Source organism: Shewanella sp. HL-SH8 (genome assembly GCF_051165765.1).
Taxonomy (GTDB): Bacteria; Pseudomonadota; Gammaproteobacteria; order Enterobacterales; family Shewanellaceae; genus Shewanella; species Shewanella glacialimarina.
Map to the genome: position 1 here is coordinate 1,291,267 of NZ_CP195039.1, position 8,734 is coordinate 1,300,000.

Annotated in this window: 7 protein-coding genes and 1 tRNA gene (1 of these 8 cut by a window edge); 5 read left to right on the forward strand and 3 right to left on the reverse strand. The window is 42.0% G+C overall.

All coding sequences use genetic code 11. The annotated features are described in order from the left end of the window. The first annotated feature begins 117 nt into the window (after positions 1-117). Both dsbC and recJ read left to right on the forward strand, forming a co-directional pair. A complete protein-coding gene (gene dsbC, locus ACRWQN_RS05775) occupies positions 118-840 on the forward strand; it encodes a bifunctional protein-disulfide isomerase/oxidoreductase DsbC (protein WP_226410924.1) in 723 nt (240 codons plus the stop codon). Between the two features lie 76 nt (positions 841-916). Next, positions 917-2,641 (forward strand): single-stranded-DNA-specific exonuclease RecJ, encoded by a 1,725-nt coding sequence (gene recJ, locus ACRWQN_RS05780; protein WP_434940093.1) that lies wholly within the window; start codon positions 917-919, stop codon positions 2,639-2,641. A gap of 147 nt (positions 2,642-2,788) precedes the next feature. Here recJ and ACRWQN_RS05785 read toward each other — a convergent pair. Both ACRWQN_RS05785 and ACRWQN_RS05790 read right to left on the reverse strand, forming a co-directional pair. Beyond that, positions 2,789-2,864 (reverse strand) — tRNA-Phe (locus ACRWQN_RS05785). Positions 2,865-3,120: 256 nt separating this feature from the next. Further along, entirely contained in the window at positions 3,121-3,879 is a 759-nt protein-coding gene (locus ACRWQN_RS05790; protein WP_434928403.1) for an outer membrane protein assembly factor BamD, read from the reverse strand. Positions 3,880-4,003: 124 nt separating this feature from the next. Between ACRWQN_RS05790 and rluD the strand changes: the two genes are divergently transcribed. The 3 genes from rluD to clpB all read left to right on the forward strand — a co-directional run bounded on the left by rluD (position 4,004) and on the right by clpB (position 8,490). Beyond that, complete coding sequence (rluD, locus tag ACRWQN_RS05795; protein ID WP_226410921.1) at positions 4,004-4,978, forward strand: 23S rRNA pseudouridine(1911/1915/1917) synthase RluD; 975 nt, start codon at positions 4,004-4,006, stop codon at positions 4,976-4,978. Between the two features lie 14 nt (positions 4,979-4,992). Then, entirely contained in the window at positions 4,993-5,760 is a 768-nt protein-coding gene (pgeF, locus tag ACRWQN_RS05800; RefSeq protein ID WP_434940095.1) for a peptidoglycan editing factor PgeF, read from the forward strand. A gap of 156 nt (positions 5,761-5,916) precedes the next feature. Continuing rightward, positions 5,917-8,490, forward strand: coding sequence for an ATP-dependent chaperone ClpB (gene clpB / locus ACRWQN_RS05805; protein WP_434940098.1), 2,574 nt, complete (start codon positions 5,917-5,919; stop codon positions 8,488-8,490). A gap of 84 nt (positions 8,491-8,574) precedes the next feature. Here the strand turns inward: clpB and ACRWQN_RS05810 are convergent, their stop codons facing one another. After that, positions 8,575-8,734, reverse strand: the 3' portion of a protein-coding gene (locus ACRWQN_RS05810) for a DUF4124 domain-containing protein (protein WP_434940099.1). Its footprint extends 275 nt past the window's final position; the window shows 160 of its 435 coding nt (coding positions 276-435); the start codon falls outside the window, past its right edge; its stop codon occupies positions 8,575-8,577.

Sequence of the window (8,734 nt, forward strand, 5' to 3'; positions counted from 1 at the left end):
TAGCCTTTCGTTACATTAAAAAGCTTTTAGCATAGTTGCGTTAATCGTACTAAATCTGTAAGTTTTGCAATCAAAGTCGGGTCTAGTCATTTAATCCCGTGTAAATTAGGAATAATTATGAAGTTATCTAAAGCCTTAATTCTTGTCGCCAGTTTAGTTGTTCCTGTAATGAGCTATGCAGCAGCCACAACTGATACTGAAAATAGTGAGTTAAAACAAAAAATATCAGACATGTTAGGTGTTGAGGTGATGAGTCTTCAAGCATCGCCGATAAAGGGTATTGTGCAAGCGTTAACCGATCGTGGTGTGCTCTATATTACTGAAGATGGATCTAAATTGATCCATGGCAATATGTATGACCTAAATAACCGCATGAACAACTTAACTGAGGCTGCTTTAGCCGGGCCTCGCATAGATATGCTTAAACCACTTGAGAAAGACATGTTGGTTTATAAAGCTAAAAATGAAAAGCATGTGGTCACGGTATTCACTGATGTAGACTGCGGCTATTGCCGTAAACTGCACAATCAAATGAGTGAATATAATGACTTAGGCATTACGATCCGTTACTTAGCTTATCCTCGCGCAGGGATCCCTTCAGCTAACGCCGATGAAATGCAAGCTGTATGGTGTGCTAAAGATCCATTGCAAGCAATGACTGATGCTAAAGAAGGTAAGAATATTAAAGCGGCATCGTGTGATATTGATATTAGCAAACAATTTGATCTTGGACGTTCATTTGGCGTTAACGGTACGCCAGCGATGATACTTGCAGACGGTAGCATGGTGCCAGGTTATCAGCCTCCAAATGACTTATTGAAAACCCTCGAATCTCGATAGTCAACTGACTAAGGTGAGCAATAGCTCACCTTTTTATTGGTCACCTTTTTCACATATCACTGCATTAGGGTTTGTTTTGTCTCATAAAATCACTCGTCGTCTTCAAGTTGATGATTCACATCTTCCTATTACTTTACCTCCCTTATTGAGACAGTTATATGCTCGACGTGGTGTGGGGCAAGATGATTGTGAGCTAGTGTTAGCTAAATTACTGCGTCCTAATACCATGAAAGGGTTAGATGTTGCCGCTAAATTAGTAGCCGATGCGATGCATGCTCAGCAGCAAATATTAATCGTGGGTGACTTTGATGCCGATGGCGCCACGTCTACTTGTGTTTGTTTACTCGCTTTGAGAATGATGGGTGCGACTCAAGTGGATTATTTAATCCCTAATCGTTTTGACTACGGTTATGGTTTGAGTCCTGAAATTGTCGCTGTTGCCCACAGTAAAAAGGCGCAACTACTTATCACGGTTGATAATGGTATCTCGTCGATAGACGGCGTAAAAGCTGCCAAAGCTTACGGTATGCAAGTGGTTGTGACCGATCATCATCTTGCGGGCAAAATCTTACCCGAAGCTGATGCCATTGTTAATCCTAATCAGCCTGGTTGCCAATTTGCCAGTAAATCCATTGCAGGTGTTGGGGTCGCTTTTTATTTAATGACAGCAATTCGTGCAGAGCTTCGCAGCCGCAACTGGTATGCGGTGCAAGGTATTATAGAACCTAATTTAGCTGAACTACTTGATATAGTCGCACTAGGCACTGTCGCTGACGTGGTATCGCTAGACCCCAACAATCGTATTTTAGTTCAAGCCGGCTTACAACGTGTACGCGCAGGGCGTTGCCGCCCAGGTATTACCGCATTGCTAGAAGTTGCTAAGCGTGACCCGAGTAAGATTGTTGCTGCCGATTTTGGTTTTGCGGTTGGCCCAAGGCTAAATGCTGCCGGTCGCCTTGATGAAATGGCGTTAGGTGTCGAAACCTTATTGTGTGACGATATCATGCTTGCAAGACGAATGGCGGCTGAGCTAGATGGCTTAAATCAAGACAGACGTGACATTGAAGCAGGTATGCAGCAAGAAGCCTTGAAAAGCTTACAAGCTATAGCACTGGATGAAGCGACCCTGCCTTGGGGGTTAGCTTTGTTTCAACCAGACTGGCATCAAGGCGTTATCGGCATTTTAGCTTCACGTATAAAAGATAGATACCACAGGCCTGTGATTGCTTTTGCACAGGCGGGAAACGGCGAAATTAAAGGCTCAGCTCGCTCAATAAAAGGTCTGCACATGCGGGACTTACTAGAGCGGATTAATTCATTACATCCAGGTATTATTATCAAGTTTGGTGGCCATGCAATGGCAGCAGGCTTGTCTTTAAGGGCTGACGCGCTAGAGATATTCAAACAAGCTTTTGATGATGTTGTTCGAGATACCCTGGACTTTGAGCAGCTAACTGGAGAGTTAATGTCAGATGGCGAATTAGCTGCCGCTAACATGACCTTAGATACTGCTTTTATGCTGCGTAATGCTGGCCCTTGGGGGCAATCATTTGAAGAGCCGCTATTTGATGGTTGCTTCAATGTTGTGCAGCAACGTATTGTGGGCGAAAAACATCTTAAGTTATTACTTGAAACAGAGTGCGGTCAATTAATGCTAGATGGCATTGCGTTTAATGTTGATATGCAAACTTGGCCCGACGCGACGATTAAACAGGCTCGAGTGGTTTATAAGTTAGATGTGAATGAGTTTAGAGGTAATCAAACGGTTCAGCTTATGGTTGAGTATATTGAACCTATGTAAGTATTTTAGATCATATGCTTTGCTGGCAATAGCCAATCAAAGCAATTTGATTCAGTAAGTTATAAATTTCACATACAAAAAAGCCTCGCATTGCGAGGCTTTTTTGTTAATCACTTTATTAGTCGCTTGATGCCACCAATTTAAATATGGTGCCCGAACCCGGAATCGAACCAGGGACACGAGGATTTTCAATCCTCTGCTCTACCGACTGAGCTATTCGGGCGACGGGGTGCAATTTAAGGTTTTATAGTGTTTGAGTCAACCGTTTTTTATAAAAAAAGTTATTTTTCAACTCCAATGCTGAATTAAGCAGCGTTTAGACTAATCAATCAGCGGTCAGTGCTGCAAAAATATTCATTAATCATGAGTCATTTTACTGATATCTTTATGGCGTATTTATTTATCAACTTATCAACACGGTTAAAAAAACAGCCTCATAAAGAGGCCGTTTTAAATGAGTTAACTTAATTGAGTAATAATTAATTAACTAATTCGTTATTAGGAAAATTGGCTTTCATCACAGTTAACGTGTTTTGTTTTAACTTGTCTTGACCAAGTTCGTCATAGGCGGTAGCCATAATTTCAAGCGCAGACTCAGCCTCTGGTGTACCAGGGAATTTTTCTAAAACGGTTTGAGCGCGAACTGCAGCAGCACTCCAAGCATTCATTTTTATGTAATATCTTGCAACGTTGATAGAATAGCGCGCTAAACGGTTTTTCAAGTATTGCATACGCTTTTGAGCGTCAGCAGCATACTTGCTTTCAGGGTAACTTTTTATCAAGCGATCGAAGTCTTTAAAGGCATCTTGAGCGTTTTGAGGATCACGATCAGTACGGTCAATATTCATCATATCGTGAAATAAATAACTATCTGCCTGCATATTTGTTAAACCACGCATATAATACACGTAATCAATATTAGGATGAGTCGGATTCAGGCGTAAAAAACGGTCGATATTGGCGACACCTGAAGCAACATCATCCATTTTGTAATAAGCAAAGATCAGATCTAATTGAACTTGAGTTTTATGTGGGCCAAAAGGATAACGCGAGTCTAAAGCTTCTAGCGTTCGAACTGCTTTAGAATAGTTTCCTAATTCCATTGAGGTTCTAGCTTGAGAATAAAGTACGTCAGGAGAGGCTTTATTGGCAAACTCGTCATCTTCGGGACTGCTACTACAAGCGGTAATAGCGACTGAAAGTAATACTAGGGCGGCGCCTTTGGCTAATTTATACATACTTTAATTTAATTCTTTTATAAGTTGTGGTTAAGAATTTTTCCATTTCACGGTAAAATAGAAAACATCCGATTGTAACAGATACTACATTCACTTTGGACCCCAGAAAAGGGTTACGGTTCCTATGACACAAGAGATTAATCTAAAAAGCGAGATAACAGCAACACAAACAGGACAAAGAATTGACCAAGCATTGGCGATTATTTTTCCTGATTACTCGCGCACACGCATCAAAGAATGGATTTTATCCGGTGCAGTTACCGTAGACGGTATCATAGTCGACAAGCCGCGGGAAAAGATTTTTGAATCACAACTGATCGAAATCAACGCCAAGCTTGAAGAAGAAGTTCGCGCTCAAGCGCAGAACATCGCTTTAAACATTGTTTATGAAGATGATCACATCATAGTGGTCAATAAACCTGCTGGTCTTGTCGTGCACCCAGGTGCTGGTAATGCCGATGGTACTTTGATGAATGCATTATTGCATCATTGTCCTGATATTGAGCATGTACCACGTGCTGGTATTATTCATCGCCTCGATAAAGATACGACTGGCCTGATGGTGGTTGCTAAAACAGTTGAAGCGCAAACGCATTTAGTTGCCGCGCTTCAAGCCCGTGAAATTGTGCGTGAATACGAAGCCATTGTAATTGGTACTATGACAGCGGGTGGCACTGTAGATGAGCCTATCGATCGTCATCCTACTAAACGCGTACAAATGGCGGTAGTTAATGGTGGTCGTCCTTCAGTAACGCATTATCGTGTTGCGGAAAAATTCCGTGCCCACACTCGGTTACGTTTACGTCTTGAATCAGGCCGTACTCATCAAATTCGAGTTCACATGGATTATATTGGTCATGTGTTGGTTGGCGATCCTGTTTATGGTGGTCGTCCTCGTCCGCCTAAAGCCGCTAGCCCAGAGTTTTTTGATATATTGAAAAACTTTAAACGCCAAGCATTACATGCAATTCGTTTAGAGCTTGCGCACCCTATCACCTGTGAAATCATGAGTTGGAAAGCGCCAATACCTGAAGATATGTTGCTTTTGACTCAAGCAATGCGCATTGATACCGAATTAAACCCAATAGTGTATTTATAATTGTGTATTTATAAATGCTAAGACCCAATTGGCCTTTGCCTGAAAATGTAGCAATAGCGTTTACTGACCGACATGGTGGGAGTAGTTGTGCCCCCTATGACAGTTTAAACCTAGGATTACATGTAGGAGATAATCCTCAAACGGTATTGGCTAATCGGCGTCTACTTTTATCTTCACTTGCGTTACCTTGCGAACCTTTGTGGTTAGAACAAGTGCATGGTGTTGAAGTGGTGTGTATATCTCAAGTGGCTAATAGCACGAGTGTTCCTTTAGCGGATGGTAGTTATAGTGACCAATATGGCCAAGTTTGTGCGGTAATGACGGCAGATTGTTTACCGGTATTATTGTGTGATAAACAAGGTCGACAGGTTGCAGCTGTGCATGCCGGCTGGCGCGGTTTATGTGCTGGGGTTATTGAACAGGCTGTAAAGCATTTTTCAGTACCTGCATGTGAGTTAATTGCCTGTCTAGGCCCCTGTATTGGACACAGTCAGTTTGAAGTAGGAGCAGAAGTGCGCAGCGCATTTATGGCTCGCGCAGCTATTGATACTACTGATGTTGAACTTGAAAATGCCATAGCAGACTGTTTCATCCCTAGAGTGAATACAACTGATAAATATTTGGCTGATATGGTTGGTTTAGCAAAAGTGCGTTTACTTCAGCTAGGTATCGAAACCGTCTATAGTGCTGATGAATGTACCGTATTAAACAACGACTACTTTTCTTATCGTCGAGATAAGGACACTGGCCGTATGGCCTCATTGATTTGGCTAAAATCTTAATCTCACCGCTTTTTGTTATTTTGTATAAAAAATAATCCACTTTTTTACACCTCATCATACTTTGTTAGCTTGAAATCTCACTACTATGCCCCCATATTTTAGATAACAGCATATCCCAACGGATATCTACTTTTTGTATTAGATGTAGGAGGTTATATGAGACTCGACCGTATGACGAATAAGTTTCAAATTGCTATTTCTGATGCGCAATCATTAGCATTAGGACGGGATCATCAATTTATTGAACCTATCCATTTAATGATGGCTCTACTTAATCAAGATTCTGGCTCAATTCATCCATTACTGACTCAAGCGGGCATGCGTGTCAGTGCATTACGTTCAACTTTAAGCCAAGAATTAGAGCGCTTAGCACAAGTTGATGGAACTGGCGGTGATGTGCAGTTGTCGCAAGGCCTTATTCGCCTGCTTAATTTGTGTGACAAGCTGGCTCAGAAACGCAAAGACAAATATATCTCATCTGAATTATTCATTCTTGCAGCACTTGAAGGTAATGACGCGTTAGCTAAAGCGCTTAAAGATGCTGGCGCCACCAAAGAGTTAATGGAAAATACCATCCAACAAATTCGCGGCGGTCAAAAAGTGGATGATCCTAATGCAGAAGATCAACGCCAAGCGTTGAAAAAGTACACCGCCGACTTAACCGAGCGGGCAGAACAAGGCAAGTTAGACCCTGTTATTGGTCGTGACGATGAAATTCGCCGCACGATTCAGGTATTACAGCGCCGTAGTAAAAACAACCCAGTATTAATTGGTGAGCCTGGTGTCGGTAAAACTGCCATCGTTGAAGGGCTTGCTCAACGAATTGTTAATGGTGAAGTCCCAGAAGGTATTAAAAACAAACGGGTATTGTCTTTAGATATGGGGTCACTGATTGCAGGGGCTAAATATCGAGGCGAATTTGAAGAGCGCTTAAAAGCAGTTCTGAATGAATTATCCCAAGAAGAAGGCCAAGTGATTCTGTTTATAGATGAATTACATACTATGGTCGGCGCGGGTAAAGGTGAAGGCGCAATGGATGCTGGCAACATGTTAAAGCCCGCATTAGCCCGTGGTGATTTACATTGTGTGGGTGCTACAACCTTAGATGAGTATCGTCAATACATAGAGAAAGATGCCGCACTTGAGCGTCGTTTTCAAAAAGTGCTGGTGGACGAGCCTAGCGTAGAAGACACGATTGCCATTTTACGTGGTTTGAAAGAGCGCTATGAACTTCACCACCATGTAGAAATTACCGATCCCGCCATTGTTGCCGCAGCAACTATGTCTCATCGATATATTTCGGATCGTAAATTACCTGATAAAGCCATCGATTTAATTGATGAAGCTGCTTCAAGTATTCGCATGCAGATTGATTCTAAACCCGAATCTTTAGATAGATTAGAGCGCCGAGCTATTCAGTTAAAGCTAGAAGAGCAAGCGTTAGCCAAAGAAACCGATGATGCAAGTCGAAAACGCTTAGATCATTTGCAGGTCGAACTAAAAGATGTTGAATTGAAAGCATCAGAGCTTAATGAGATTTGGCATACCGAAAAAGCCGCATTGGCCGGTACTCAGCATATCAAAGCCGATTTAGAACAGGCCAGAATGGACATGGATGTTGCTCGAAGGGCTGGGGATTTAACCCGTATGTCTGAGTTACAATATGGCCGTATTCCAGAGCTAGAGAAGCAATTAGATTTAGCCTCTCAAGCAGAGATGCAAGACATGACATTGCTTAGGAATAAAGTCACCGATGTTGAAATTGCTGAAGTGTTATCAAAATCAACCGGTATTCCTGTGTCAAAAATGCTTGAAGGTGAGCGCGAGAAATTATTGCATATGGAAGATGCACTGCATGAGCGAGTGATTGGGCAGAATGAAGCCGTTGATGCTGTGTCCAATGCTATTCGCCGAAGCCGAGCAGGACTTGCCGATCCCCAACGTCCCATAGGATCATTCTTGTTTTTAGGCCCGACAGGTGTTGGTAAAACAGAGTTGTGTAAATCGTTAGCTAAGTTTTTATTTGATACCGAGTCGGCTTTAGTGCGCATAGATATGTCAGAGTTTATGGAAAAGCACACGGTTTCTCGCTTAGTCGGTGCCCCTCCAGGATATGTAGGCTATGAAGAAGGTGGCTACTTAACTGAAGCTGTGCGCCGAAAACCTTATTCGGTCATTTTATTAGATGAAGTTGAGAAAGCCCATCCAGACGTATTTAACATTTTACTGCAAGTGTTAGATGACGGCCGCTTAACCGATGGGCAAGGTCGTACAGTCGATTTTAAAAATACTGTGATTATTATGACCTCGAATCTAGGATCCGATCGTATTCAAGAAAGTTTCGGTCGTGTGACTTATGAGGAAATGAAACAAAGCGTTATGGATGTAGTGATACAGAATTTCAGACCTGAGTTTTTAAATCGGGTAGATGAGTCGGTAGTGTTTCATCCACTTGATGCTAGCAATATTAAACACATTGCCAGCATTCAGCTTGAACTGCTACGCAAACGTTTAGCTGAAAAAGAGTTTGATCTGCAAGTATCTGATGAAGCGCTATCGTTAATTGCTGAAGTCGGTTTCGATCCAGTTTATGGTGCAAGGCCATTAAAGCGAGCTTTACAGCAAGAAGTGGAAAACCCTTTAGCGCAAAAGCTACTCCGTGGGGATTTAATTCCGGGTAAAGTCATTCAAGCTAATGTTGAGCTGGGGAAATTGGTGTTTGTGCAGTAACTTCATCTTTTACTAGGTACATAAAGAAAGGGAGCATTTAGCTCCCTTTTTTAAATTTAGATTAAATTTCACTGCTGTGAGTCGTTAATTGCAAAAAAGCTTCACTCTTTGTTCATTCTCAGTTCTAGCCGCTTGCTTATCTTCTTCTGTCATAGCAACAACTTCACCGGTTTTAGGATCTTTTTTAGTGAGTCGATTATATGAGCCAAGTAAATCCATGCTGTGTTTAGCACTCTCACAGATT